The sequence below is a fragment of the Variovorax multivorans genome (assembly GCF_051216835.1).
Classification (GTDB): Bacteria; Pseudomonadota; Gammaproteobacteria; order Burkholderiales; family Burkholderiaceae_C; genus Variovorax.
Map to the genome: position 1 here is coordinate 493,850 of NZ_JBPJZL010000007.1, position 25,637 is coordinate 519,486.

Sequence of the window (25,637 nt, forward strand, 5' to 3'; positions counted from 1 at the left end):
CTTCAGAGGTCAAGCACCAGCCGTGGACCTTTTGCGCGGGATACGCAGATCTGCATGACCTTACCGCTGGCCTTCTCCGCCTCGGTGAGCACGTAATCACGGTGATCGATCTCGCCTTCGAGGACGGTGGCGGCGCAGATGCCGCATTCGCCGCGTTTGCAGTCGGCAAGCACGTCGCACCCGTTGTCGAGGAGGCAGTCCAGGATCGATTGATCGGAAGACACGGTGAGCGTCTTGCCGCTTTGCTTGAGCAAGACCTCGAAGGCGCGGTCACCCGTCTGAGCCTCGGGTGCGGAGAAGAGTTCGAACCGGATACGGTCGGACGGCCAGGCTCGGGATTGGGCCTCAGAGAGGATCGCGTCCAGCATGATCTTCGGACCGCAGACGTAGAGGACTTCACCCGCGTCGCAGCCATCAAGCAGTCGTGCAATGTCCAGCGGGGCATTGGCTTCTTCGTCGACGTGGAGCTCCAGCGAGTCCGCGAGCAGCGTACGGAGTTCGGGCACGAATGCCATGAGCTCTCGCATGCGGCCCGCGTACACCATGCGCGCCGCACGGTTCACGCGCTTGAGCTCGGTCGCCATGGAGGCAAGTGGCGTGACGCCGATGCCGCCGGCGACCAAAACGGCCGCTGCCTCGTGATCACGGAGGGGAAAGTCATTCTTGGGCGCCTGCACAGTAACGGAGTCGCCAGCCTTGAGCTGATGCATGTGCTTGGATCCGCCTCGGCCCACATCTTCTCGCCGCACCGCGATGGTGTAGTCGCGGGGAGCAAGCGTCGAGGAACCGGTCGGGTCGAAGCTGATGAGCGAGTAGTGACGCCAGTCGCTTAGGCCAACGCCGAGCTGCACCTGCACCTGGATGTGAGCCCCGGCGCTGAAACTTGGCAGGAGGCCGCCATCCGGCGCTTGAAGGACGATGCGACGAATGAGGGAGTTGAGTTCCTCGGTCGTGGCGACCAAGAGCTGGAGAGTCGAAGGATCGGTCATGGCAGGGTCGGCGCTGAGGGTCGGTAGGTCAATGTCTCGAAGGGAAAGTGCAGCGCGGCGCCTTCGAATGGGGGCAAGCGATGGAAATCCTGGCGCAGCAGGCCGCGCACCGGAGTTTGCATCGCGTGGCTCATGGCCTGCGCGCTGTCGAACACGGTCTTGTTGCGCTGAAGGCAGGGCCGCTCTGGCAGCGGTAGCCCGCACACCAGCGCGGCGGGGGTGTAGATTTCGATCGCGCGGATGCCAGGGAACTGGGAAAGCAGCAACGGGTGGCGGCGCATGTACGCCTCGTGCCACTTGTTGGGATTGGCAGCAGGGCCCGCGTACTCGACCCAGTAGCTCACGCTTTCGGCATGTGCGCTGCGAATGCCGGGCTCGGCGACCGGATAGTACCGTGCGAGCATGCCCTGTTGCGTGGCTTGGGCGCCTGCCAGGCTTGGCAGGAAATCCGGGTCGGCAAGGGGTGCGAGGTAGCCGCCTGGACCAAGATGCTGTTCCAGCACACACGGGTGGAAGAAGTCGAGTTGCACCACCAGCGAAGGCGACCCCTCGCGGTCCGGATAGAAAGGATCGTCTGCCGATGTCGGCAGCATCACGTGCGCTGCCTGTGTTCCTGGGCAGCCGTTCACCAGTGCGCGCAACGCGTTGCGTTCGTATGGAGCCAAAGGCAAAACCTGGTCGGCCACCCACACGCAGAACCAAGTCAGCGGTGCGTCCTTGGGGCGTTCAATGCCGGTCATGCGTTGCTCTGGCGACGAGGTTGGCTGGCGCCTGGACGTTCCCAAGTGGTCGCGGTCACTCCCGTGTCGCGCAACTTGAATTTCTGGACCTTGCCGTTTTCCGTGCGCGGCAAGTCGGTGACCACATCGAAGTAGCGTGGCACAGCGAAGTGGGGCAGGCGGCACTCGCAGTGCGTGACGAGCTTGGATAGCTCGATGCGGCTGGCCGCATGCAGAACGACCGAGACCATCACCTCGTCCTCGCCGAGCTCGGACTGCACTGGGAAAGCCGCAGCCTGGGCGATGTCGGGATGAGTGAGCAATGCTTGCTCCACCTCGTAGGAGGAGATGTTCTCGCCACGGCGGCGGATCGCATCCTTCATTCTGTCGACGAACCGGAAACTACCGTCGGTCTCGCGCACGACGCGGTCGCCGGTATGGAACCACAGGTTGCGCCACGCCTCCACGGTCTTGTCAGGCATGTTGAAATAGCCGCTCGCGAACGCGAAGGGCTCGTCCGCGCGCAACAGGAGCTCGCCTGCCTCCCCGAGCGGTACCTCCAGATCGAATGCATCGGCCACGCGGGCCTGGAAGCCTTCATTGAGCCACCCCATCGCTCCAAGCCCGGCCACGCCCGGCGGGGTCGAGATCACCACAGAGGTTTCGGTCGAGGCGTAGCCGTCGACGAGAAGTACGCCCGTGCGATTCTTGAAGTCCTCTGCCGTCGTGCCCGGGGCGCCTCCACCGAGGCCTATACGCACATTGTGAGACCGCTCGTCCTCGGAGATGGGTTGAGCCAGAAGCATGGGAATCATGGCGCCGAGCAGATAGATCACCGTCGCGCCGCAAGCCCGGGAGGTGGGCCAAAAGCCTGACGCGGAGAACTTCTCGTGAATGACGACCTGGCAACCCGTGATGCTCGCTTGCGCAAACGTGTTGAGGGCGTTGATATGGAACAGCGGAAGGGTGGTGCTGAGCACGTCACTGCCAGTGACGCCGAGCATGCGTACGCTATTGAAACCGAACATGTAGTAGTGTCCGTGAGAGCAGATGACGCCCTTGGCGGGACCGGTTGTCCCCGACGTATACAGAATCGCCAAGGTATCTGACGACTCCATGTCCTCGGCCGACACGGGGGGGCCGGCCACAGGGTAGGCCACGACACGGGCGCCGTTCACGTGTGATCGGTCTTGTGCGCCGCATGCGGGGCTCGGAATCACCCAGATCGTCTCGAGAGCGGTTTGCGAGAAATCGACATCTTCGAGTCGTTCGAGAAAAGCAGCCTCAATGACAAGCAGCTTCGCGCCGCTGTTCTCGACGTAGTACTGGATCTGAGGTCCCTTGGCCGCCGTGTTGATAGGTACCGCCACCGCGCCGATCCAGCCGCAACCGGTGAAGACCTCAATCGCCTCGATGCGATTGCCGCACATCGAGGCCACGCGATCGGACTTAGTGACGCCTGCGGCGTGAAGGGCAGCGCCGCGCGCGCCGGCGGCCCTAAGGGCGTCGGCGTGGGTCCAATGCTTCGATCCCATCGTCAGGAATCGGGCGTCAGGTTGCCGCGCGGCCTGACGTTGCAGCATCCGGGGCAACGTGCGGTTCTGGACGGATTGGGGCTGGAGTGGCAACAGGGACGTCATGGTGGGCGTGGGGTGATATCAGAGGCCGCGAACTTCTGCATGGAAGAGGCCGTGGCGAAGATGAATCCTGACCTGGGTACCTACGGGGAGCATGCGATCCACAGTCACAAATAGAGAGAGCTGCGCCGCTGTCTTCACGCTGGCAATATGGACGGGCAAGGCAGCGGTCCACGCTGGATCGAAGGTGCGATGCAGCCGCGTGGTGGACAGGACGATTGCGTCACCACTGTCGGGCACATACTCGATCTCGGGGGCCAGGCAGTGCGGACAGAAGGACTGAGGCGGATAGAAGCGATGCCCGCACGCTCCGCACCGCGGCACTGCGAAGCCGGTGGCCTGTGCGGCGTCGATCAGCGCCTTCATTGCGTTCGATGAGGTGGTCACCATGCGCCCTCCAGCAACGTTGCGCCGCTGCCGAGGCAGCGGTCGTAGACGGCCATGCCGTAGCCGCTGACGACGCCCCGTCGAGCGCCCCGGACTTGCCGTCCAGGCGCCTGATGCGACACTTGGCGAAGTACCTCCACGAGGCCGAGATAGCCTCCCGCCGCTCCTGCCTGACCACAGCCGAGTTGGCCGCCGCTGGTATTCATGGGGAAGTCCCCTCCAAGTCGCAAGTCCCGATCTCGCACGAGATGGCGGGCTTGCCCTTGCGCACAGAATCCGAGACCTTCGAGCTGCATTAAGACGATGGCGGGACAGTCGTCGTAGGTTGCAACCACGTCGATGTCATTTGGCCGGCATCCCGCCGTCGCGTACAGGCGTTCACACTCGAGAAGCCAGCCCCCGCGCAACACCGGATGTTCGTTGGGGTAGGCATTGTGGCGCTCGACCACGCTGAGGATGCGGGCGTAGGGGATCTGGAGAGCCTTGGCATGCGCTTCGCGCAAGACGAGGAAGCCCTCGGCGCCGGCGCAGGGCATCACCAAGTCGAGCTTGTGAAACGGCTCGCTGATTGCAGGCGCAGACAGGTAGTCATCGAGGGTGATCGGCTTGCGCAGTAGCGCATGCTCGCAGAGGCTGGCGTTGTCGCGCTGGGCTACGCACAGACGACCGAAGTCATCGCGAGAGGTGCCGGTGGCGTCCATGTACTGCCGCGTAATGTGGGCGAATGGCATTGTGGGGCCGCCCGCGCCATAGGGGAACACCGCGTCGTTGGATGCGACCGAGAAGCCGCTGATGATGTCCTTGAAGCCATCCGCGGGATTGCTGTCGGCTCCAATGCAAGCTACGACGGATGCGTCGCCTGCCTGAACGGCGCGAGCAGCCCGGCGCAGCGCCATGACGGCGCTTGCGCCCCCAAAAGGCACTGCCTCCAGCCAACCGGGCGAGATGCCCAGCGACAGGGTAAGCGATGCGACTGGATTCGGCGCCAAGGTGAAGCTCGAGGCGGCCAGCCCGTCGATCTCCGCCTTGTCCAGGCCGGATGCGCCCAGCATGGCACGCAGGCACTGCGCGAAGTACCAGTCAGCCGGCTCACTGCTGTAGCGCGCGTAGGCGACCGACACGGGAGCTGCGATGACAACCCCGCCGAAATCAGAACTGGGTTTGGAAGACACGCGCGGTCTCTGGTCGAAGAGAGGTGGTCGTTGATCGATTCGCCAAGGCGTGTTCAGTCGGCACTGATCTTTGCGTCCTTGATGACCTTGCCCCAGCGCTGTGCGTCCGCTTGGATTCGTGCCGAGAGCTCGGCCGGAGAACTGTGGATAGGTTCGAGGCCGATGGGCAAGGTGGCATCCTGCAGAGCTTGTGACTGGACAATCTTGGTGAACTCCGCGTTCAGCTTGTTGACGATGGCATCGGGTGTGCCCGTGCGCGCAAACATGCCGAACCAGAACAACAGCTCGATGCCCTGGTAACCGAGCTCGGCCAGCGTCGGGATATCCGGAACCTGAGGCAGCCGCTTGGACGACGCGACGGCGAGCACGCGCAACCGACCTTCCTTCACGTAGGGAAGGCTGGTGCTGACGGAGTCGAAAAAGAAATCCACGCGATTCGAAAGCAGGTCTAGCAAAGCGGGTGCCGAGCCTTTGTAAGGGACATGCGTGCCCTCGATGCCAGTGCGCGCCTTGAACATTTCTGCGAGCAGTTGTCCGCCAGTGCCGACGCCTTGGGAAGCGAACGTCAGCCCCCCGGGCTTACTCTTGGATTGCGCGATCAGGTCGGCAACCGATCGCAGCGGGCTGTCGCGGTGCACGACGAGCCAATGAGGCGTTTGCACGACCGGCGTGATCGGCGCGAAGTCGCCGGGCGCATAGCCGAGCTTGGAGAAGAGGAATGGATTGAGCGCCTGGGATCCCATGTTGCCCATGAACAGCGTGTAGCCGTCGGCTGGCTGATTCTTGACGGCGGAGATTGCGACTTGGCCGGCGGCGCCCGGCCTGTTGTCGATGATGACCGGCTGGCCTAGGGATTCGCTCAACTTCTGCCCTACGAGGCGGGCGATGGGGTCTGCGATGCCGCCCGGCGGAAACGGAACGATGATGGTAATGGGCTTCCTGGGGTAGTCCTGCGCCCGTGCGGGCAGCGCAAGTGCGGATGCGGCCAGGAGGCATGCGGTGCTGAGCAAATCGCGGCGGGTGTGTGTCATCGTAGAGCTCCAGGGGTGTATGGGATGAGGGGCGCAGAAGAACTCGCTTAGGAAACTGTGGCTGGCGTGCCCTGCTGCATCCATTGCGCCCAGGCCCGGAACTGATTGCGCATCAGGATTTCGCTTGTAGCGCTGTGATCGACGGCGAGGTCTGTGCTTTCGTCGGCGCGGTGAAGACGGTGCAGGCTGACCCAGGGGTTGGCACGGGAGTGCAGTGCGCGTTGCATGCCCTCGAACACGTGCACGTCATCGTGGGCCACTGGCGACATTGGCGAATAAACCAACCGGTTGTAGTGCATGGTGCGCGCTGCCAGTTCGGCAGGCGCACCTCTTAGTTGCAATGCCCAGGCCTCGACGACGATCCGATCCACGCCGAGGGGCCTCACCACCCGCAGGAGTTGGGGCGAGCACTTCAGGGCAAGGCTTGGAAACAGAATGGCGTTCTGTGGTGCGAAGGAAAGAATCTGTCGTGCTTTGTCGGGTCCATGCACGTGCGCGAGTGATGCCTCATACTCGTTCAACGCGTGATATCCGGTGTGCAGGCTCGCCTTTGTGCCGAGGATGCTGTGACCATTGTTCAAAATGCGCGCACCTATGCCGCGGACGAAATCAAGCCCTGAACCAAACGGCAGAAGCTGCTCGACCGCCATTGGGGTGGCAGATCGGTCGACCTCTGCATCCCATGCATTCTTCGCTGTCACGACAACCGATTCGTGTGTGGAAATCGCGTGGACGGCGTCGTTCACATTCTCGAGGTACATCTTCCAATTGCAACGAATGGTCGATCGGATGCAGCCACCCACTACAGAGACGTCGCCTTCGGGCGATCTGTCAATGAGGTTGTCGATCACCTCCAGCATTCCACCGGCGTACGTCTCGAAGTCCGGGCCCTCGGGTGAGAGTCTCACGAAGACGAAGCCACGATAGTTGCGTATCGCAGGCTTCGAGAGACCCTCACTTGCGGGGCAGGCGCGCACGTTGGTGTACTCGTACTCCGCACGAAGAGGCATGGAGATCAGCGAGCCATCGAGCTTGTACGTCCATGCGTGATAGGGACAGCGAATGACCTTGCCCGCGTTGCCGCTGGGCTCCGAGAACAGCGTTGCCCCCTTGTGGGCACATCGGTTATGCAATACGGACACCGATGCATCGGCTTGCCGGATCATCATGAGTTGCTGACCCGCGATCGTCACCGTGTAGAAGTCGCCGGTGTTCGGAATTTGGCTGGCATGCCCGACGTACTGCCACGTGCGTACAAATAGCATCTCCTGCTCCAGCGCGAAGAGCTCTGGATCAATGTAGAGGTCCGCATGGACCTGATCGGTTCGGATCAGATCGGCGATGGCCGCTTGGTTGTTGCGATATCTGCTCACGTGGGCTCCGTCGTGGCTGCCTAGCCTCCGAATCGAAGACCAGGTTTATGAGTATTCTCTGGAAATATTCTATGTGACATATCACAAGATAGTCAATATGGCGCAGCGAGAGTCTGGCGCGACGCTGCGCGAATGGCGGCCGCTATGCGACGCGCACATGTCAGTTAGAACATCTGCGTCCGGGACGATCTCTGTGAGACCGACTGACGCTATCGACTGCCGGCTAGGCGCTGCCGCGACGTCAATGGCGCTGGATCGCGCCGAGGGAGTGAGGCGGTGCTGCCAAGTTCGCGCCCTTCACGGGGCGTATCAGGCGCGGCCCATGCAGGCCAAGCGCCAAAGCGGGTCTGACTCACGGCCAGCGTTCAGAACGCTGCATTGGGGGTGCTGCCCACGGTGTCGCGTCCGCGATGTCTCGCAGCCGTTGATTCCGAGAGGAGACCGTGAGTGCACGGCATCGTGCTGACGGCGGTCGCAAAGCTGCTGCGTGCAAGTCGGCGCAAGGCGCGCGCTGCGCATCCGGGACGTGCACTGCTGTAAGCCGAGGATTCTTTCAGGACGGATTGCCTTCAAAGGGCGTGTCGACGGCCAGTAGCAGCTTGCGCAGCCCGGTGGAGATGGCGCTCAGGTCTTGCGCGGAAAGCGAGTCGGCCAATGCATGCAGTCGGCGCACTCGCATCTCTAGCGCAGCGTCGATGACGTTGCGGCCCGCATCCGTGAGGGCCAGCAAGATGCCTCTTCGGTCTTCGGGGTGGCGCTGGCGGCGGACGAACTGGCGCTCCTCCAGGCGGTCCACCAGAGACGTCATGGACCCCGAGGTCAGGATGGCGATGCGGCTGAGTTGGGAAAGCGATTGTGGCTCCGGATCGTGACGGCGCAGGGCCGCGAGCACCTGAAACTGCGCGCTCGTGATGTCCTGCATTTTGGCGATCCGGGAGAGTTCTTTCTCGAGCAGGTTCGAGAGCCGAAGAACGCGCATGAGAGGCGAGAGACGGTGAATCTGAAGATCTGGGCGGTGCCGATCCCACTCCATCACAAAGTGATCTACGTAATCGGCCGTTTCCAAGTCCGCGCCAGTGGAGGCCGGCGCTTTCGGTTTGCGGGAGGCGGTGAGGGTCTGTGTCATTCCTCCTAGTTTACGCGGTTCAAGTATTCCTCAATCAAGTATCTTGACATCAAGTTTTATCGATTTATGATCGTCATGTCTTGGTCTCAATCACGGTCCGGTCTCTCAGGGGAGGTCGCCGTTCCTGCGGAGCTTCTTATCTTGAATGCAACCATTTCCTCATTCCCGAACGCGGACGGCCGCCCGGTGGCCATCATTGGTGCAGGGCCAATCGGTCTGCTCACAGCACTGGGGCTTGCCCGCTACGGCATTCCTGTGCAGGTCTACGAGGAGGATGGGCAGTTATCGATGGAAATCAAAGCCGGCACCATCCTTACGCGGACGTTGGAGGTGCTGCGCCGGTATGGCGCCGTGGATAAAGTTCTGGCGTCCTCGTTGCGCATTGACGAGATCGGCGAGGTGGACCGTCGCACGCAGACCGCCCAGTTCCCAGTTCCTCTTCACCTGCTTGGCGATGAGACGCGATTCCCGTTCGTCATCAACATTCCGCAGCACGACTTCGAGCCGGTTCTCGCAGAGGAGTTGAGTACGCGAGAGACCGCAAGCCTCCATCTGGGGCACAAGCTGGTCGGCTTCGAAGACCGGGATGACCATGTGCTGCTGAAGCTCGACACGCCCGAAGGCGCCAAGACCGTCGAGTGTGCTTGGATGCTGGCGTGCGATGGTGGCCGGAGCATGGTGCGCACGAAGTTGGGCATAGAGGCCGAGGGCTACTCGCTCGATGAAAAGTACGCGCTGGTGGATCTCAAGCTGGACCTGGATATCGGCAACCCGCGCGACTATCCCTACCTGGCCTATTTTTCGGACCCCGAGCAGTGGATGATTCTGGTGCGGCATCCGAAGTGCTGGCGCTTCCTGTATCCACTTTTACCGGGCCAGGACTCGCCGACGGACGCTGAGTTGCTGGAAAAGTCGTTGTCCTTCATCGGCCAAGTGGACAACGTCGAGGTGATCAGCAAGGTCATCTACAACGTGCATCATCGCGTTGCAAGCCGCTGGCGCAGCGGCCGCGTCCTGCTGATGGGCGACGCCGCCCACCTCATCACGCCCATGTGGGGTCTCGGTATCACCACCGGTGCACTGGATGCGTCGAATCTTCCCTGGCGCCTCAACTGGGTGCTTCGAGGGTGGGCCGACGAGAGCCTCATCGATGGCTATGAGCGCGAGCAGCGGCCCATGGCAATCAATGGATCGGGCCAGGTGGCAGAGGCGGCGCGCCTGTACATGGCCCGTCGCAAGGACAGCGCCATCGCAATGACCGACAACAGCTGGGCGAACGCCTACACCCGGGGCTTGCTCGGCGTGAAGTTGGATCTGGAGGGGCATGGCGGCGGAAGCCTTTTCAAGCGCAGTACCCGCCCGGCGATCGAAGTGGGGGATCGTCTGCCCGACCATCCCCTGCATGGCAGCGATGGGCGCGTGCTGCGTGCGCATGACCTCTGTCAGGATCGATTTGTCGCGCTGTACTTCACCGATGCACGCCGCCGCCCCTCGTTGCCGGCGCACGATTCACCGGCCCTCGCGCACCGCGTCGTCTCGCGCTGGGATGCTCCACACGATAGCGGCCTGCGCGATCGCGCGGTGCTCGATCCGGGGGATGCATTCATGAAACGGTTGGATGTCCAGCCCAACACCCTGGTGCTCGTTCGGCCGGACGAGCATGTCGCGGCCATCGTTTCGATGGATGGGGCAGACGCCGAAGCGCTCTACACGAAGATCACGGGCGTGCTCCCGCCAAAGGGAGCTTGACGATGAAAGTCTCCTATGACTTCAGCGGGCACACGGTGCTCGTCGTGGGTGCTGCTTCGGGCATCGGCCGCGAGACAGCCCTGGCAGTTGCCGGATGCGGGGCCAAAGTCTGGGCGGTGGACATCGACGAAAAGGCGCTCCACGCGCTCGCTTCGGTTGCTCGTATCGAGGTCGCCACTCTCGACATAGCGGACTCGCATGGCTGCCAGCAGTTGGTCGACCGCATTCTGGCTGCGGACGGACGCGTCGATGCGGCGGTGCTGACCTCGGCGATTCAGGAACGCTCAAGCATCGAGGACACAACAGATGTGCAATGGCAGCGCCATCTCGACGTCAATCTATCGGGGGTTTTCTATCTGTTGCGGGCACTCCTGCCAGCGATGAAACGCCAGCGCCGCGGCTCCGTCGTTGCGTTCACGTCGGGTTTGGCCAGCAATGGCTGGCCCGGCGCTGCGGCGTATGCCGCGACGAAAGCGGGAATCATCGGGCTCGTCAAATGCGCTGCGCTCGAGGCTCGCGAATTCGGCGTTCGCGTGAATGCACTCTCGCCCGGGCTCGTTGCGACACCCGTCTTCCTCAAATCGGCCAGCGCGGAGGAGCTCGCGGGCTACGAGCGCACTTTGGGCGTCTCCCAGCCTTCGGCCGTAGTTCCCACGTTGCTTCATCTGATCTCGGATGGCGCCAGCACGATTTCCGGGAACGTGGTCGAGCGCAGATTGATCCCCGCGTCTTGAAGGGCTCCTTATGAATAACACCAAAAATCTGAGCGTGGCACCCGGTCGTCTGATCGAATGGGCAGCGCAAATCCTTGAATCCTGCGAGGTGCCGGCTGCCGATGCGCAACACACCGCGGCAGCACTCGTCGAGGCCGATCTGCAGGGCGTGGCGTCTCATGGCTGCATGCTGCTGCCGATGTATGTGGAGCGCCTGCGTGCCGGCAGCGTCAAAGCCAAGCCGGTGTCCAACGTCGTTGAAGACCGTGCTTCGTTGCTGGTTCTGGATGCCGACCATGCGCTCGGCCAAGTCTCTTCAGTACTGGCGACGGATCTGGCGATCCAGCGAGCACGTCAGACGGGCGTGGCCGTTGTCGCGGTACGGCATGCGTTTCACTTCGGAACGGCAGCGTACTGGAGTGCGCGGATTGCAGAAGCTGGCCTGATTGGCGCAGCGATGTCCAACACGCGTCCGCTGATGCCGGCGCCCGGCGGCGCGGAGCGTGTGGTCGGCAACAACCCACTGTCGTTCGCATTCCCGGCGCTGGCGGGCCGACCCATCGTCATCGATATGGCGACCAGCAATTCAGCCATGGGAAAGATCCGCAACGCAGAGCGCGAGGGCGGGACCATCCCGCCAGGCTGGGCAACTGACAAGGGCGGGCGGCCGACGACGTCCCCGAGCGAGGCGATTGCAGGGATGCTTCTGCCAGCCGCTGGTCCAAAGGGTTTTGGGCTCGCGGTCATGGTCGATCTTCTGTGTGGTGGGCTCTCCGGCGGGTCTATGGCTGCGGAGGTTCAGCCTCTTTATGGCGCCTCCGATCGTCCCTACGACTGCGCACACTGGTTTCTTGCCATTGATGCGGGGGCGGGCATGCCCGCGCGAGCCGAAGCGTTTGCCGAACGCATTCGCAATTCGGTGCGCGCGCCCGAGGTGGCTGCCGTCTACGCCCCGGGCGATCTTGAGCGCGAACGCCGTGCACACAACCAGCACGCGTTGAAGCTCTCGCCAGAGCTTGTCGCCCAGTTTGACAGCCTCGCGCAATCCGCTCGCGTGGCGCCCCTCGGCGCGACGTCGACCCTTTGATCCAACCACAGAGAGAAAACCATCATGAGCACGAAGAAGCAACACTCCCCCGCGTCGCTGGCGACGCCGAACGGACACTTTTCGGCCGCCATCAGCGTCAAGCCTGCGGGCCGCATGGCCTTCATTTCGGGAATGACCGCGCGGAAGGCGGATGGAACCATCGCCGGCATCGGTGACATCGAAGCGCAAACCCGCCAGGTCTGTGAAAACCTGAAGGCCGCGGTGGAGGACGCGGGCGGCACGCTGCGCGACATCTGTCGTGTCGATGTCTACGTTCGCAACATCGAGTACTTCGACATCATCCACAAGGTGCGCCGTGAGTTCTTCGAGGCCCCTGCGCCGGCGTCGACCATGGTCGAGGTCAGCAAGATGGTCAAGCCGGAGTACCTGATCGAGATCAGCGCGATCGCTGTCATCGAGGACTGAGACCATGGCACTTCGACTCGGAACTGTTTTGCTGCGCGGAGCTGAGCGCGCGGCCTGCCTGGACGACGAGGGACGCGTTCGCCTTCTGCCTCTGGAGCTGGGCGATGTGCTGGACATCGTCTCGCGTGGGCCGGAGTTTGCGCAAGAGCTGAAGGTTCATGCCGCGAACTCGATCGACGTCGTCGCCCTGGAGGATGTGAAGGTGCTGTCGCCGCTCAGAAGGTTCCGGCGTGACGTGCTCTGCACCGGCTGGAACTACTGGGACCATTTCTACGAGAGTGAGGGCAAGCGCGAAGGCCAGGACGTGCCCAAACCTGACGCTCCCACATTCTTCACGAAGGCGCCAGCGACCGTGATCGCGCCCTGCGATCCGATCGCCTTCGATAGCAAACTTTCGGCCAAATGGGACTACGAGGCCGAGGTCGTCGTCGTCCTGGGAAAGCGCGGTCGCAGCATTTCGATTGCGAAAGCAATGGACCATGTCTGGGGTTACTGCCTGGCCAATGACGTTTCGCAACGCGACCTGCAACGCCGTCACGGGGGACAGTGGCTCAAGGGGAAGAGCATCGACGCGACGATGCCACTTGGGCCCTGGATCGTTCACCGTGATGACGTCGCGCTTGAAGCGCTTGCCATTGAGTGCGAGTTGAATGGCAGGACCATGCAGAGCGCCACTGTTAGCGACATGGCGTTCCCGATCCCAGAACTCATCGCTGAGCTTTCCTCCGGCATGACGATCGAGGCGGGTGACGTCCTCCTCACCGGCACCCCGAGCGGTATCGGCAATGCACGCGTGCCTCCGGTTTTCCTGGCCGATGGCGACCGCGTGATTGTTCGAGCCACGGGGCTGGGCGAGTTGGACAACAAGGTAACGGCCACCGACCTCACGTCCTATCGAGAAGGAGACTTTTGATGTCTTCCGCACGCGTGCATTCACTTGCAGGATATGGATTTGAAGTGCCTGACGTCGAGGTAGCGCGCAGCTTCTACACTGCGTTCGGTCTGCAACCCAAGGCGCATGAGGGCGCGCTCGCGTTGGGATGTGCCGATGTGGCAGCGCCGAGCGTGCTGGTACTCCAAGGCCCACCGGGCTCCATCAAGCGCCTGCACCACCTCTCCTTCTTCGTGGAGGCGGCCTACTTGCCGCGCTTCGAAGAGCGGCTGAAGGCGCTGGGCACACCGGCAGCAGCGCCGCCGTTTGCCGGTCTTCGCCCGGGACTTTGGTTTCAGGATCCGTGGGGGACATGGTTCAACCTCACCCCGCGCACGCCTGCCGATGAAGTCGTCATCGAGCCGTTCGTCGTGGATCACAAGCGGGTGGACCGACATCTTTGGACGGAACTGCCCAAGCAAGTCCTGCCCAAGAAATTGGGACATATGCTGCTTTTCACCCAGGATTTCGCAAAGGCGGAGGCTTACCTGAGCGAGGCATTGGGTCTGCGCACGACGGACCGTGCCGTGGGCAAGGTTTCGTTCATGGCGGGCGGCGAAGGCGTTCGAGATCACCACTGTTTCGGTCTCATCAACAGTACGCATCGCGGATTCCAACACGCGAGCTTCTACGTGGACTCGTTTGACCAGCTCGGCTTTGGCGGCTGGCAGATGCGAGAAGCGGGGTTCGCCGATCAGTTCGGGCTGGGGCGCCATGCCCTGGCTTCGAATTTGTTCCTCTACATCCGGGATCCCTGGGGCAGCTGGGTCGAGTACTACAGCGATATGGACAAGATCAGTGAAGCCTGGGTCACGAGGGACTGGAACCAGCTCCCCTATGTCTGGGGACCGAAATGGTCGCCGGAGTTCTGGGGCAACGAAATGAACGCGAATCTTGAGCCGCGCTGAAAACGGCCCGGACCGCCCATGAATCCCATTGCTCTCGATGTTCACGCGCATCTGGTGCCCTTCGCAGCCGAGCGCTTGGCGGGTCTTCCGGGCGTTGTGTGGCATTCCGAACCGCCCAAGCTGACCGTCGACGGCCATGCCATCGGTATTGCGAATCTGTATTTCCCCGAGCGTCTGCTGGCTTGGATGGAGGAACACTCCGTGGACAGGGCGCTGGTTTCCGTGCCTCCGCCCCTGTATCGCCAGCAGCTCGATGAGCGCGCGGCCGAACTCTGGGCTCGAGCCTTGAACGATGGGCTGCTCGAGTTGACCGCGGCGCATGACCAGCGACTTTCTGCGCTTCTTCATCTGCCCATGGAACATCCTGCGCTGGCGCTGCGACTGCTCAGGCACTATGAGGGACACCAGTTCGAGGGTGTCGCGCTCGCCGCGGGCGGCGACCCGCGAATCCTTTTTTCAGATGCGGCCTACGAACCACTTTGGAAGATCCTCGACGACAAGGGCGCATTCGTCTTCCTGCATCCGGGTGCATGTGCCGACGGCCGGCTCGCTTCCTTCTATCTGGAGAATCTCATTGGCAATCCCATGGAAACCGGGGTGGCTGCCGCACATCTGGTGATGGCGGGCGTGCCCGCCAGATATCCGAGGGGGCGATTCTGTCTCGCCCATGCAGGTGGCGTCTTCACATCGCTGGTCGGGCGCATGGAGCGCGGATTCGAGACCCGCCGCCCCGGCGTGGATCACGAGGTGGAGAGGCCGTTGCAGGCGGCAAGGCGCTTCTACGCGGACTGCATCGCGCACCATCCCGGCGTCCTCAGCCTGGCGAGAGACGTATTCGGACCTACCCACATCCTATTCGGCTCTGACTGGCCCTTCCCAATGGGCCTGCCCGACGGAATGCCTGCAGAGCAGGAAACAACAAATCAGTTCATCGCTTCCAAAGGACGAACATGAGTAACGTCAATCGGTATCGCAACGATGCCAAGGCCATCGCTGCGCTGATCAAGGTCGACCAAGTACATCGTGATGTGTACGTGGATCCGGAAATCTTCGACTTGGAAATGGAACGCCTGTGGCGGCGCGCCTGGATTTACGTGGGGCATGAGAGCCAGGTGCCCGAGCCGGGCGATTACCTGACCGCCGATCTTGGCAATCAACCGGTCCTTCTCGTGCGACAGCCGGATCATAGCGTCCGCGTACTTCTCAATCGCTGTGCCCACAAGGGCGCCAAACTCGTCACGGCCCCGACAGGCAACACCGGTCGCCAGTTCCGTTGCCCCTACCATGCCTGGATCTACCGAACTGACGGAAGCCTGGCGGGTGTTCCTCTTCGCAGCGGCTATGAAGGCACAGAGTTCGCACAGGCGCCGGCCAGCGGCGGCATGTGCCGCATTCAGAACGTTGCCTCACGGCGCGGCTTCGTCTTCGCCCGCCTGTCTGACACCGGACCCGGTTTTGAGGAGTACTTCGGCGACTCCTTGAGTTCCATCGACAACATGGCCGATCGTTCGGCCGAAGGCGAACTCGAGGTTGTGGGCGGTTGTTTGCGGTACACGCACAACTGCAACTGGAAGATGTTCATCGAGAATCTCAACGACACGATGCATCCGATGGTGGCCCACGAATCCTCGGCAGGTACAGCGAAATCCCTGTGGAAGGATGAGCCCTCGGACAAAGTCAAGCCGATGGCCATCGAGGTCATGGTCCCCTTCACTGAAAACTACCAGTTCTCTGATGCGATGGGTGTGCGCGTGTTTGCAGGCGGGCACAGCTACACGGGTACCGAATCGATCTCGCTGCATTCGAGCTATTCGCAGGTGCCGGCATACGAGGAACAGCTCGTTGCGGCTTATGGCGAAGAGCGCACGCGCGCGATTCTCGGGACTGTGCGTCACAACACTGTCTATTACCCGAGCCTGACCGTCAAGGGAGCCATCCAGGCAATACGCGTGATCCGGCCAATCGCGGTGGACAAGACCGTCGTTGAGTCGTGGACCCTGCGTCTGAAGGGGGCGCCCGATGCGCTCCTGCAACGCACCATGATGTACAGCCGTCTGATCAATTCACCGATGTCGGTGGTCGGCCATGACGACCTGCATTGCTACCGGTCCATCCAGGAGGGATTGGCTGCCAATGGCAATCCATGGATCAGTCTTCATCGCAATCATGTCAGTGACGAAGAGAAGGCCCGTGACCTCACAGTCAATGGAACGAGCGAGATATCCGTGCGCAATCAGTTTCGTGCATGGTCGTCGATGATGGGAGAAGAGGAATGATCGAAGTTGCCAAAGAAATCAGTCAAAACGACCTCGTCGCTTTCGTCGTTGGCGAGGCGCGGCTGCTCGATGAGCGGCGCTACGGTGACTGGTACGAGCTTTTCGCCGACGATGGCGTGTACTGGATTCCTCTGCAACACGACCAGGTCGATGCAGTCAGCCACAACTCGCTCATGCATGAGGATAAGCTGCTGCTACGGCTTCGCGTCGAACGGCTTGGTCATGCGCGCGCGTTTTCCCAGCAACCTGTGAGTCGTGGATTGCACGTTCTTCAGCAGCCCACGGTAGAGCGCTTTGATCCCGAGCGCAACGACTACCTGGTTCGGACTTCTTACACCTATCTCGAGGCGCGCGGTGAAGAGCAGTTTGTCCTGGGCGCCGTCTCTTGGCACACCTTGGCGGTTGACGCAAAAGGCAAGCTTCGAATCCGAACTAAGCGGGTCAACCTACTCAATTGCGACGCTGCGCTGCCTTCGGTGCAACTTTTCCCATGAGTAGCGGTGACATCTTTACGGGTCGCCGTGCACTGGTGACTGGCGGTAGCGCCGGGATCGGCGCGGCTGTGTGCCATGCACTCCTAAGTCAGGGCGCGGAAGTCGTTTCCCTGTCTCGCGACAAAGGCTCCTTATCTCACGCCGCTTTCGCGCAGCATGAGGTCGATTTGAGTGACATCCGTTCGACGCGAACAATGTCGCTGGATCTCGCGAAGCAAGCGCCTTTCGACATCTTGATCAACAACGCGGGTGTCGTGCGAAACACGAGGCTCGAAGATGTGGCGGATGAGGAGTTTGAACTCCTCGTGGACCTTCATCTGCGGGCCGCGGTGGTGTTGGCGCAAGCTCTCACGCCCGGCATGCGCGAGCGCGGTTTTGGCCGGATTGTGAACCTGTCGTCGCGCGCGCTGGTCGGAATGGCGGGGCGCACCGTTTATTCTGCGACGAAGGCTGCGCTGGTGGCGATGACGCGTACGTGGGCGCTGGAGTTGGGCCCGTATGGGATCACCGTCAACGCCGTGGCACCCGGACCGACCGTCACGCCGATGCTCGTGGCTGACATTCCGGCTCAGAGCCAGAAAGCCCGTGACCTTGCGGCTGCATTGCCGATGCGTCGCCTTGGAGAGCCCGAGGATGTCGCGCGCGCGGTCCTTTTCTTTGCCGACCCGCGCAACAGCTGGGTGACAGGGCAGAACCTTTTCGTGTGCGGCGGCGCCAGCGTCGGCACTGCCATTCCAATCTGAACCGCATATGTTGAACGCCCCCAGCTCCGTTTATCAAGCCTTTCGTCAAACCGCGGATCGCACTCCTCAGGCTCCGTTCGTTCACATTCCAGCCACCGCCGCTGCTAGCTACGCCCGCGGTCCACTGGATCTGACCTATGGTGAGGCCGCGCGCTTGACCGAGTCGCTAGTCCCCTCTTATCGCGAGAGCGGCCTGCGAACGGGCCATCGTGTGGCTCTGCTGCTGGACAATCGGGCGGATTTCTTCGTGCATTGGCTGGCGCTCAATGCGCTGGGCATCTCGATCGTGCCACTCAATGCGGAAGGCAGCACTGCGGACATGGCTCATGTCGTGCGCGACAGCGGTGTGGCCATGGCCGTGGCCTTGCCCGAGCGACGCGCCCTGCTCGAGGCCGCGGCTCCGACTCTTCCAGTGCATGTGATCGATAGCGATCCGCCGCATTGCCTGCAGGCGTCACCAAATTCCGGGCGCGACGAGTGCTCGCTCGTTTATACGTCCGGCAGCACCGGTGCGCCCAAGGGGTGCATGTTGTCGAACCGCTATTTCCTGGCCTTCGGCACGTGGTACATAAACGTCGGCGGGCTGTGCCACGTTCGCAACGGAGAGGAGCGGCTGATCACGCCGTTGCCGCTCACGCACATGAACGCTCTGGCCTGCTCGACCATGGCCATGGTGCTGTCGGGCGGCTGCATCGTACAGCTGGATCGCTTTCACCCTCGATCATGGTGGCAGGTCGTAGCCGAGAGCCGCGCGACGATCGTTCACTATCTGGGTGTCATGCCTGCCATGCTCCTGCAAATCCCGCAGGGAGAGCACGAGCGACGTCACGCGCTGCGTTTCGGATTTGGTGCGGGCGTTCATCCATCCCACCACAAGGCCTTCGAGGAGCGTTTCGGTTTTCCGCTGCTCGAATCTTGGTCGATGACTGAGGTGGGGGCGGGTGCAGCCATGGTAGCAAGCGAGGAGCCGCGCCATGTGGGGACTCGGTGTTTCGGCCGGCCCACCAATGCAATGGAATATCGCTTGGTAACACCCGACGGCAATCAGGTCCTCAAGGGCGCGACTGGCGAATTGCAGGTGCGCGCCGCTGGCGAGGATGCGCGAGGGGGATTCTTCAGCGGCTACGCAGGTCAGTCCGTGTTGACGGAGGAGGCTTGGTCCGATGGATGGTTCCGCACTGGCGACATGGTGCGCGAAGGCGATGACGGGTCGTTGCACTTCGTGGATCGTAGCAAGAGCATTGTTCGTCGCAGCGGAGAAAACATTGCGTCGCTGGAAGTGGAGGGCGTGTTGAACCAGATCGCCGGGGTGCGAGCCGTTGGTGTGGGGCCAGTCGATGACGAGTTGCGAGGCGAAGAGGTGATGGCTTGCATTGAACTGGCCGAGGGGGTCGCGCCGACGATCGACACCGCTCGGCAGATATTCGACTCTGCGGGTAAGAAGTTGACCTACTTCAAGGTTCCGGGTTACATCGCTTTTGTTGCAGCGTTGCCCCTGACAACATCGCAGAAATTGCAACGCGGGGAGCTCAAAACGATGGCGCGCTTGCTGGTACAAAGCGGGAATGTTTTTGACCTGAGGTATTTGAAGAAGCGGTCGTCGAGGGGCCAGCACTGACGGAGATCAGCTCACTGGCTGCCACCGGAGCGGCAGGGGGTCGTCGCAGCGATAGTCGGATGAAGAATCCCTGAGATGCTTGGGTCTGAGGTTCGGTGGCGCGTCGGTTGCACCGGCAGTGACTCCGGGCATCGGCGCCACACCCATAGGAGCTTGGCTGAGCTCACGCCGGCGAGAGCCCAGAAGCTGGCGTGCCAGCCGCCCGCCTGAAGCAACCACCCGCCGATGATCGGTACAACGATGCCCCACGAGCTTTTCGCAGTTCAGCCGTGACGGCGACGCGCGTCTCAGCTCGCGTTGTTTACTTGCATACCCCGATGTGCATGGCTCCATCCGTTCGTCAGAAACCTGTGGTGTGGACCGCGCAAACGCTTCACCACGCGTCGCAAAACTAGAAGGTCCATGCACCTCGTAACGAGCCTGAGATCAGGCGACCGTTGGGCGAACGCCTTAGGAACATGGCTGGATCGCGGTGCCAAGCCGCCGAGCGTCAGGCCGTCCCCCGTCCACGGGATCGCCTTCGACGTATCAGGGGTAGCCGGGGTGCTTTTCAAGCGTTGTTGAAAAGGTCGCGGACGATGATGCCGCTCGCCAGGAATCCGCCATCGACGGGCAGGGTGTGGCCAGTTAGGTAGCTGGCGCCGGTGGAGGCAAGGAACGACACGGCGTGGGCGATCTCCTCCATGGAGCCGTAACGTCCCATTGGGATCATGCTCTTGTAGATGTCGGCCGTGCTGCCACCATGGTTCTCGCCGGTCAGCGACGTCTGGACCGGGCCGGGCGCGACCGCGTTGACCGTGATGCCATCTTGTGCCACCTCGACCGAGAACTGGCGCGTCATGGCGTTGAGCGCTGCTTTGGACGTGCCATAGGCGAGGCGGCCGGTTCCTGCTAGATCGGCGCTGACAGACGAGATGTTCACGATGCGTCCCCATCGATGCTCGCGCATGGTGGCGATGCACAGTTGGGAAAGGCGCATGGCTGCCGTCACGTTGATGTCCATGCTCTTGCGCCAGTTGTTAATGTTGAAAGTGGCAGCAGCTTCCACCGATGCGAAGCCGGCGCAGTTGATCAAAATCTGCGGGCCGCCCACGGCGGCGACCAGATCCGAGAAAACGCGCTCGATGGCGGCGATGTTGGACAAGTCCACCGCGTAGGGATGGACCGTTCCCCCTGACGCGCGGACCGACTCCGCCACAGCGTGGGCGCTCTCGGCATTGCGATCGAGCAAGCACACCGTCGCCTTCTCCTCAAGCGCAAATTTCTCTACGATGCAACGCCCGATGCCACTGGCACCCCCGGTCACGATGCAAACACGATCTTGGTGATTCATGGCGAATCCTTGTTGAGATGGCGATGGGCCCGCTCAGGGGCGGGCGCCCGCCCCCTGAACGCCCGCAGACGCGAACGGCGAGGTGGAAGCCTTATAGCCAGTTCTTGATGCTGGCCATCATGGCCTTGCGTGAGATGCCGTACCGATCCTGAAGGACTGGCAAGGATCCCGCGTGCAGAAACGCATCTGGCAAGGCAATCTGGTGGAACGAGCACGACACGCGTGCGCGCATCAGCGTGCCCGCAACCGCTTCGCCCAATCCGCCAATGGTCGTGTGGTTCTCCGCCACCACGACCAGGCGGCCGCCCTTGCTGGCTTCCGCAATGATCGTCGCTTCGTCCAGCGGCTTGACGGTGGGCACGTGCACAACGCTCACGTCGATGCCATCTTTCTCCAGCTCCTTGGCCGAATCCAACGCCCGCATCGTCATGAACCCGGTCGCGATGATGACAACGTCACGGCCGCCTCGCAGGACCTTGGCCTTGCCGAGCTCGAACTTGTAGTCGTACTCGTCAAGGACCAATGGCACATTGCCGCGCAGCACTCGCATGTAGACGGGGCCGGGATAGGCTGCGATGGCAGGCACGATTTGTTCGATGTCCAGCGCGTCGCACGGATCTATCACGACCAGGTTCGGCATCGCGCGAAAAATGGCGAGGTCGTCTGTCGCCTGGTGGCTTGGGCCGTAGCCTGTGGTCAAGCCAGGCAGGCCGCCGATCAGCTTGACGTTGGCGTTTTGCTCCGCGACAGCTTGCGACATGAAGTCATAGCAGCGGCGCGATGCGAAAGTCGCATAGGTCGAAGCAAAAGGGACGAAGCCTTCCTTTGCCAATCCTCCCGCCGCCGTTGCCATCAGCTGCTCGGCCATCCCGACTTGGTAGAAGCGGTCCGGGAAGGCCTGCGCGAAGATGTGCATGTCGGTGTATTTGGCCAGGTCTGCGCTCATGCCCACGATGCGCGGATCCGATTCGGCCAGGGCGACCAGTGCCTTGCCGAAGGGCGTGGCGCGGACGCGATGCCCTTCTTCGACGTTCGAAGCGATTTGCGCCATGGGCTTCGGCGCTTGGACTGTTGTTTGTTCCATCACGGTGCTGTTGTTCATGCTACTTCTTTCCTCAATGCGCCAAGGCGCTCGTACGCTGACGACCACTCAGGTTTTTCCAGGCGGATGAAATGGTTTTTCTCGCGCTTCTCCAAGAAGTCCACACCCTTGCCCATCTTCGTGTCGCAGATGATGATTCGAGGCACGACGTCTTTCAGATTACGCGCCATTTCAAACGCATCGACGAGGGCCTCCAGGTCGTTCCCGTCCACGCGTTGTACGTGGAAGCCGAAAGCGCGGAACTTGTCGGTCAGTGGTTCCGTCTTGAATATCTGGGTACTCGGGCCATCGGCTTGGACGCCATTGAAGTCAACGATGCCGATGATGTTGTCCAGCGCGAAGTGCGACGCGGCGGCCGCTGCTTCCCAGGTCGGACCCTCGGCCATCTCTCCGTCGCCCATGAACGTGTAGACGAACGCCTTGTTATTCTTGCGTTTCAGTCCAAGACCCATGCCTACCGCCATTGGTAAGCCGAGGCCAATGGAGCCCCCGGACATTTCTGCGCCGGGGGTATAGCCCGACATGCCCGACATCGGGAGACGGCTGTCGTCGCATCCGTACGTGTCGAGTTCATCTTCGCTGATGTATCCGGCCTCAGCCAGGATCGCGTAGTGGGCGATGCCGTAGTGTCCGACCGACAGGAGGAAGCGATCGCGGTCCTCCCATTTCGGCTCTTGTGGCCGAGTCTGCATCGAGTCGAGGTACGTGACGGCTAGCAGATCGGCCACGCCCAGCGCCTGGGCGATGTAGCCCTGGCCGTGGATCTCTGCCATGCGTAGCGCGTTGATTCGAACCTTGTACGCTCGCGCTGCCAAGTCGCGCAACCGCTCTGTCTTGGGGAGTTTCATGAATACCTTCCTTTTAGGGTTGTGATGTGGCGAGGAAGCCGATCGAGATCCAGGGCACCGCTGCGACGACGACCACGCCGATAAACAGCGCCACCATGTAACCAACGATCGGGCGGATGCCTTCGTCGGGATGGATCTTGCTGATTGCGCATGCGGCGTAGTAGCCCACGCCGAAAGGCGGAGCGAAGAGGCCGAGGCCCATGGAGAGCACGACCACCATCGCGTAGTGCACTTCGTGGATCCCCACGGCCTTGGCGATGGGAAAGAGAAGGGGGCCGAAAAGCACCACAGCCGGAATTCCCTCGAGCACGCTTCCCAACACAATGAAGGCGACGATGGACACCGCCATGAAGACGGGCGCACCACCGGGCAAGCTGGACATGTATTGCGCGAGCGACGCGGAAAAGCCGGACTGCGTCAACGCCCATGCCATGGCGGTGGCCGCGCCGATGATGAGCAGGATGGCCCCGGTCAGGGACGCGGTGTCTACCAGCATCGGGAACAGCCGCGACAGCTTGAACTGGCGGTACACGAGAATGCCCATCAGGCAGGCGTAAACGATCCCAATCGTCGAGACTTCCGTGGCGGTTGCCACGCCCTCTACCACTGCGGCCCGGATGATGAAGGGCAGGGCCATCGCCGGCAGCGCGACCAGGAAGGCCTTCCATATCTCGCGTTTGGTGGCGCGTTGCACGTCGTCGAGGTTCTCGCCGCGATAGCGCCACCAAACCAGCGCGCATAGCGCCACTCCGAGCACCACGCCCGGCAGCAATCCGCCTGTGAAAAGCGCCGCGATGGAAACCCCCGTCACAGAGCCGATCGTGATCAACACCAAGCTGGGCGGAATTGTTTCCGTCTGTGCGCCGGTTGCTGAGAGCAGCGCCACGAGGTCGCCCGGTTTGGCGCCCCTCTTCTTCATTTCGGGAAACAACACTGGGGCGATGGCCGCCATGTCCGCGGCCTTCGATCCTGAAATGCCCGATACAAGGTACATCGCGGCGATCAGCACGTAGTTGAGTCCGCCGCGAACGTGGCCGAGCAGGCTGGCCAGAAAGCCGATCATGGCCTTGGCCATGCCCGTCATTTCAATCAGAAGACCGAGAAACACAAACATTGGGACGGCCAATAGGATTAGATGTCCCATGCCTTCATCCATACGACCTACCACGATGACGGTCGGTGTCGCCGTAGTAAGACCGAGGTAGGCGAAGGTGGCAAGCCCAAACGCGAATGCAATCGGGACGCCCGTCAAGACCATCACGGCGACCAATCCCACGAAGAAGATCAACAGGTTGGCGCTGCCGAGTTTCGCGAAGACGGGCTGCAGCAACCAGAACGCGGCGACGATGATTGCCACGGTGGCGACCGCCTTGACGAGGTGGCGCACACTGGTCACCTGGGCCAGTTTGAGGAATGCGACCACCGTCATAAGCGCAAAACCGGCCGGCAGTGCGGCCGCGCGCCACGCGTTCGACACCTCCAGAGCGGGAGTAGTCATCATCACCTCGTCGGAAGCGAACTCGTACGAAGGGTGAAGCACCAGGAGCAGGAACGTGATCGGCACAACGATGGCGATCACGTCAACGAAAGCTCGCGTGTTGGGTTTGAGTTTCCCTACAAGCGCAGTCATGCGCATGTGCTCGCCGCGCTGGAAGGCGGCGACGGAACCGAGCATGGCGAGCCAAAGAAAGACCATCGCGGCAAGCTCGTCTGACCAAACCAGTGGGCTGTGGAACACGTACCGGCTGGCCACGCCGATGGACAGTACGACGATATCTATCACCACGAGCAGAGCGCACGGGACTTCGATCAGGGGACGCATCCTTGCATCGAGGCTGGCCGCGAAGCGTGAGAGCCCTGTGGGGTGACCAATGGGAATGGGAATGGCTGTTTTCATCGCAACATCCTTGATGAGTACGCGGATGGAAGCCCGCCACGGCGGGCTTCATGAGTTTTAGAGCGAAGCGCCAGCGCTTTTTTCCAACAAGGCCCACAACGGGTCGCCCAGCCGGGTCTGCCACTCTTTGTAGAAACCAGCTGACTTGAGCTTCGCCTGGAACGGCGTGCTGTCCACGCTGTTGATGGCGAGACCGCTGTCGGCAACGTGTTTTTCGAGCGACACGTTCTGCGAGATGACGTCTTCGCGCTGCAGCAGGCAGCAGCGGTTCACATGCTTTTCGATGACCTGGCGCACGTCCGCCGGCAGCTTGTTCCAAGTCTTGCCACTTGCTAGGAACCAAAATCCGTCCCACATGTGGTTGGTCTTTGACAGGAACTTCTGGACTTCGTATAGCTTGGCCGAATCGATGGTCACAAGCGGGTTTTCCTGCGCGTCAGCGATCTTGGTCTGCAGTGAGGAATAGACCTCGGCAAAGTTGATCGACAGTGGTGCCGCATCGAAGCTCTTGAACATCGACGTCCACAGGGGCGCAGGTGGGACGCGGATCTTGAGATTCTTAAGATCAGCCGGTTGATGGATCGCGCGCGTGGACGTCGTGATTTGCCGGAAGCCGTTGTTGAAAATCTTTTCGAAGGGATGCAGGCCGGTTTTGCTGATCTCTGCACGCACGAACGCGCCAAGCTCGCCGTCCATCGCGCTGAACACTTTCTGGTAGTCCGAGAACGCGAACCCGATGCCGCTTATGGCCGCTTTGGGCACCATGGACGAAAGGATCAGGGGTGAAAGCGTGAAGAAATCCAAGCCACCCGCACGCAATTGGGCGAGCATGTCGGTGTCGCCGCCAAGCTGGCTATTGAAGTACACCTGCAGGTCCACTTTGCCATTGGTCTCAGCGCGGATGGCTTCCGCGGCTTCCTTCATGCGGACCGTGAGGGGGTGGGCTGCGGGCGCGTTGTTGGCGTACTTCAATGTGAAATCCGCAGCGTGTGCCGGACGCGACTGGCCCCAGCCAGCCAAGCCCAGTGCTGTGCCGGTTGCGACGCCAAACATCTTGCGACGTGAGAGTTGATACATG

The 25,637-nt window shown here is 61.8% G+C and carries 24 protein-coding genes; 11 read left to right on the forward strand and 13 right to left on the reverse strand.

The features are described 5' to 3' along the window. Nucleotides 1-2: 2 nt before the first annotated feature. From ACSFCA_RS21350 to ACSFCA_RS21385, 8 genes are all read right to left on the reverse strand, one after another. The gene (locus ACSFCA_RS21350) at nucleotides 3-989 is read right to left on the reverse strand and encodes a PDR/VanB family oxidoreductase (protein WP_435460591.1); all 987 of its coding nucleotides are present in this window, start codon (nucleotides 987-989) and stop codon (nucleotides 3-5) included. Further along, complete coding sequence (locus ACSFCA_RS21355) at nucleotides 986-1,729, reverse strand: hypothetical protein (RefSeq protein WP_435460590.1); 744 nt, start codon at nucleotides 1,727-1,729, stop codon at nucleotides 986-988. Before ACSFCA_RS21355 ends, ACSFCA_RS21350 begins: the two co-directional genes overlap by 4 nt. Continuing rightward, on the reverse strand, nucleotides 1,726-3,348 hold the full coding sequence (locus ACSFCA_RS21360; RefSeq protein WP_435460589.1) for an ATP-dependent acyl-CoA ligase: 1,623 nt from the start codon (nucleotides 3,346-3,348) through the stop codon (nucleotides 1,726-1,728). The genes ACSFCA_RS21355 and ACSFCA_RS21360 overlap by 4 nt, the downstream gene beginning before the upstream one ends. An 18-nt stretch (nucleotides 3,349-3,366) precedes the next feature. Beyond that, nucleotides 3,367-3,735, reverse strand: a complete 369-nt coding sequence (locus ACSFCA_RS21365) for a Zn-ribbon domain-containing OB-fold protein (protein ID WP_435460588.1) — start codon at nucleotides 3,733-3,735, stop codon at nucleotides 3,367-3,369. Next, the gene (locus ACSFCA_RS21370) at nucleotides 3,729-4,904 is read right to left on the reverse strand and encodes a thiolase family protein (protein ID WP_435460587.1); all 1,176 of its coding nucleotides are present in this window, start codon (nucleotides 4,902-4,904) and stop codon (nucleotides 3,729-3,731) included. The genes ACSFCA_RS21365 and ACSFCA_RS21370 overlap by 7 nt, the downstream gene beginning before the upstream one ends. 53 nt (nucleotides 4,905-4,957) lie before the next feature. Then, on the reverse strand, nucleotides 4,958-5,935 hold the full coding sequence (locus tag ACSFCA_RS21375; RefSeq protein ID WP_435460586.1) for a Bug family tripartite tricarboxylate transporter substrate binding protein: 978 nt from the start codon (nucleotides 5,933-5,935) through the stop codon (nucleotides 4,958-4,960). 47 nt (nucleotides 5,936-5,982) lie between these two features. Then, nucleotides 5,983-7,308, reverse strand: a complete 1,326-nt coding sequence (locus ACSFCA_RS21380; protein ID WP_435460585.1) for an aromatic ring-hydroxylating oxygenase subunit alpha — start codon at nucleotides 7,306-7,308, stop codon at nucleotides 5,983-5,985. A 553-nt stretch (nucleotides 7,309-7,861) separates the two neighbouring features. Beyond that, nucleotides 7,862-8,434: a MarR family winged helix-turn-helix transcriptional regulator gene (locus ACSFCA_RS21385; RefSeq protein ID WP_435460584.1), complete on the reverse strand. Its 573-nt coding sequence runs from the start codon at nucleotides 8,432-8,434 to the stop codon at nucleotides 7,862-7,864. Between the two features lie 141 nt (nucleotides 8,435-8,575). Here ACSFCA_RS21385 and ACSFCA_RS21390 point away from each other — a divergent pair, with 141 nt between their 5' ends. From ACSFCA_RS21390 to ACSFCA_RS21440, 11 genes are read left to right on the forward strand one after another with little or no spacing between them, the layout of a single operon-like run. Then, nucleotides 8,576-10,183, forward strand: a complete 1,608-nt coding sequence (locus ACSFCA_RS21390; RefSeq protein ID WP_435460583.1) for an FAD-dependent monooxygenase — start codon at nucleotides 8,576-8,578, stop codon at nucleotides 10,181-10,183. Nucleotides 10,184-10,185: 2 nt separating this feature from the next. Beyond that, nucleotides 10,186-10,917 (forward strand): SDR family NAD(P)-dependent oxidoreductase, encoded by a 732-nt coding sequence (locus ACSFCA_RS21395; RefSeq protein ID WP_435460582.1) that lies wholly within the window; start codon nucleotides 10,186-10,188, stop codon nucleotides 10,915-10,917. Nucleotides 10,918-10,927: 10 nt separating this feature from the next. Beyond that, nucleotides 10,928-11,983 (forward strand): Ldh family oxidoreductase, encoded by a 1,056-nt coding sequence (locus ACSFCA_RS21400; RefSeq protein ID WP_435460581.1) that lies wholly within the window; start codon nucleotides 10,928-10,930, stop codon nucleotides 11,981-11,983. Between the two features lie 24 nt (nucleotides 11,984-12,007). Next, nucleotides 12,008-12,409, forward strand: coding sequence for a RidA family protein (locus tag ACSFCA_RS21405; RefSeq protein ID WP_435460580.1), 402 nt, complete (start codon nucleotides 12,008-12,010; stop codon nucleotides 12,407-12,409). Between the two features lie 4 nt (nucleotides 12,410-12,413). Beyond that, complete coding sequence (locus ACSFCA_RS21410; protein ID WP_435460579.1) at nucleotides 12,414-13,322, forward strand: fumarylacetoacetate hydrolase family protein; 909 nt, start codon at nucleotides 12,414-12,416, stop codon at nucleotides 13,320-13,322. Continuing rightward, a complete protein-coding gene (locus ACSFCA_RS21415) occupies nucleotides 13,322-14,248 on the forward strand; it encodes a VOC family protein (RefSeq protein WP_435460578.1) in 927 nt (308 codons plus the stop codon). The genes ACSFCA_RS21410 and ACSFCA_RS21415 overlap by 1 nt, the downstream gene beginning before the upstream one ends. A gap of 18 nt (nucleotides 14,249-14,266) precedes the next feature. Continuing rightward, on the forward strand, nucleotides 14,267-15,202 hold the full coding sequence (locus ACSFCA_RS21420; RefSeq protein WP_435460577.1) for an amidohydrolase family protein: 936 nt from the start codon (nucleotides 14,267-14,269) through the stop codon (nucleotides 15,200-15,202). Further along, complete coding sequence (locus tag ACSFCA_RS21425) at nucleotides 15,199-16,524, forward strand: aromatic ring-hydroxylating dioxygenase subunit alpha (protein WP_435460576.1); 1,326 nt, start codon at nucleotides 15,199-15,201, stop codon at nucleotides 16,522-16,524. The genes ACSFCA_RS21420 and ACSFCA_RS21425 overlap by 4 nt, the downstream gene beginning before the upstream one ends. Then, entirely contained in the window at nucleotides 16,521-17,018 is a 498-nt protein-coding gene (locus ACSFCA_RS21430) for an aromatic-ring-hydroxylating dioxygenase subunit beta (RefSeq protein ID WP_435460575.1), read from the forward strand. Before ACSFCA_RS21425 ends, ACSFCA_RS21430 begins: the two co-directional genes overlap by 4 nt. Then, entirely contained in the window at nucleotides 17,015-17,761 is a 747-nt protein-coding gene (locus ACSFCA_RS21435) for an SDR family NAD(P)-dependent oxidoreductase (RefSeq protein WP_435460574.1), read from the forward strand. Before ACSFCA_RS21430 ends, ACSFCA_RS21435 begins: the two co-directional genes overlap by 4 nt. 7 nt (nucleotides 17,762-17,768) lie before the next feature. Then, nucleotides 17,769-19,379 carry an AMP-binding protein gene (locus ACSFCA_RS21440; RefSeq protein ID WP_435460573.1) on the forward strand — a complete coding sequence of 537 codons (1,611 nt, stop codon included), beginning with the start codon at nucleotides 17,769-17,771 and terminating at the stop codon, nucleotides 19,377-19,379. A 550-nt stretch (nucleotides 19,380-19,929) separates the two neighbouring features. Here the strand turns inward: ACSFCA_RS21440 and ACSFCA_RS21445 are convergent. The 5 genes from ACSFCA_RS21445 to ACSFCA_RS21465 form a co-directional block, all read right to left on the reverse strand. Then, nucleotides 19,930-20,712 carry an SDR family NAD(P)-dependent oxidoreductase gene (locus ACSFCA_RS21445; RefSeq protein ID WP_435460572.1) on the reverse strand — a complete coding sequence of 261 codons (783 nt, stop codon included), beginning with the start codon at nucleotides 20,710-20,712 and terminating at the stop codon, nucleotides 19,930-19,932. A gap of 91 nt (nucleotides 20,713-20,803) precedes the next feature. Then, complete coding sequence (locus ACSFCA_RS21450; RefSeq protein ID WP_435460571.1) at nucleotides 20,804-21,814, reverse strand: transketolase family protein; 1,011 nt, start codon at nucleotides 21,812-21,814, stop codon at nucleotides 20,804-20,806. Next, nucleotides 21,811-22,662 carry a transketolase gene (locus ACSFCA_RS21455; RefSeq protein ID WP_435460570.1) on the reverse strand — a complete coding sequence of 284 codons (852 nt, stop codon included), beginning with the start codon at nucleotides 22,660-22,662 and terminating at the stop codon, nucleotides 21,811-21,813. Before ACSFCA_RS21455 ends, ACSFCA_RS21450 begins: the two co-directional genes overlap by 4 nt. A 13-nt stretch (nucleotides 22,663-22,675) precedes the next feature. Next, nucleotides 22,676-24,559, reverse strand: coding sequence for a TRAP transporter large permease (locus ACSFCA_RS21460; protein ID WP_435460569.1), 1,884 nt, complete (start codon nucleotides 24,557-24,559; stop codon nucleotides 22,676-22,678). 57 nt (nucleotides 24,560-24,616) lie between these two features. Then, nucleotides 24,617-25,636, reverse strand: coding sequence for a TRAP transporter substrate-binding protein (locus ACSFCA_RS21465; RefSeq protein WP_435460568.1), 1,020 nt, complete (start codon nucleotides 25,634-25,636; stop codon nucleotides 24,617-24,619). Between the last annotated feature and the right edge of the window lies 1 nt (nucleotide 25,637).